The sequence below is a fragment of the Mycobacterium sp. E342 genome (assembly GCF_001667665.1).
In the GTDB taxonomy this organism is placed as follows: domain Bacteria; phylum Actinomycetota; class Actinomycetes; order Mycobacteriales; family Mycobacteriaceae; genus Mycobacterium.
The window spans coordinates 1-694 of record NZ_LZJM01000135.1 but is presented as its reverse complement, the minus strand read 5'-3'; the positions used below and the strand labels follow the sequence as shown (position 1 = coordinate 694).

The following is a 694-nucleotide window of genomic DNA, read 5'->3' as shown; positions in this document are numbered from 1 at the left end:
GGCAGCCGGGCCGGGGCCTGCTGCGGCGTCGGGGTCATCCACGGGAACATCGGCGGAGGACCCGCACTCTGCGGTTGGGAGAGGTCGATCAGCGGCATGCGCGCCAGGGGGTCGTCCAACGGCAGCCCGTTGACGTTCATCGGCAGGTTGGGGCCGAGTCCCTCGGCGTGCTCGAGATGCGCGTCGGCGAGTGGGGGCGGCGGACCGGTCATCGGAGGCAGGTCGACCGGCACCACGCCGGTGGCGTACGCCGAGGCCCAGCCCAGCACGTTCTGCGCGTAGGCCATCGAGTTGTTGTAGCGCAGGATCGCGGCCATCACCTGAGATGGGTCGCGGAGGTTGAGGCCGCCGCTGCACAGGTAGCGGGCCGCGGCCAGCGTGGAGTCGAACAGGTTCTGCGGATCGGCGACGCCGTCGCCTTTGCCGTCGGAGGCGTAGCGCGCCCAGGTGCCGGGCAGGAATTGCATCGGCCCCATCGCGCGGGCGTACGTCGGGCGATTGCCGACGCTGCTCTGCAAGATGATCTCGTTGCCGGGCAGCGTGCCGTCCAGCGCGGGTCCGTAGATCGGGACGACCGCCGTGCCGCGCGCGTCGACCGCGCCGCCGCCGGCGTGGCCGGATTCGATGCGCCCGATCCCGGCCAGCAAGTTCCAGCTCACGCCGCAGTTCGGGGCGGCCACGGCCATCTTCTGCT

At 71.8% G+C, this 694-nt stretch carries 1 pseudogene; it reads right to left on the bottom strand.

From position 1 onward, the window contains the following. Positions 1-694, bottom strand: a pseudogene (locus A5692_RS08680) (lytic transglycosylase domain-containing protein); the annotation flags it as partial.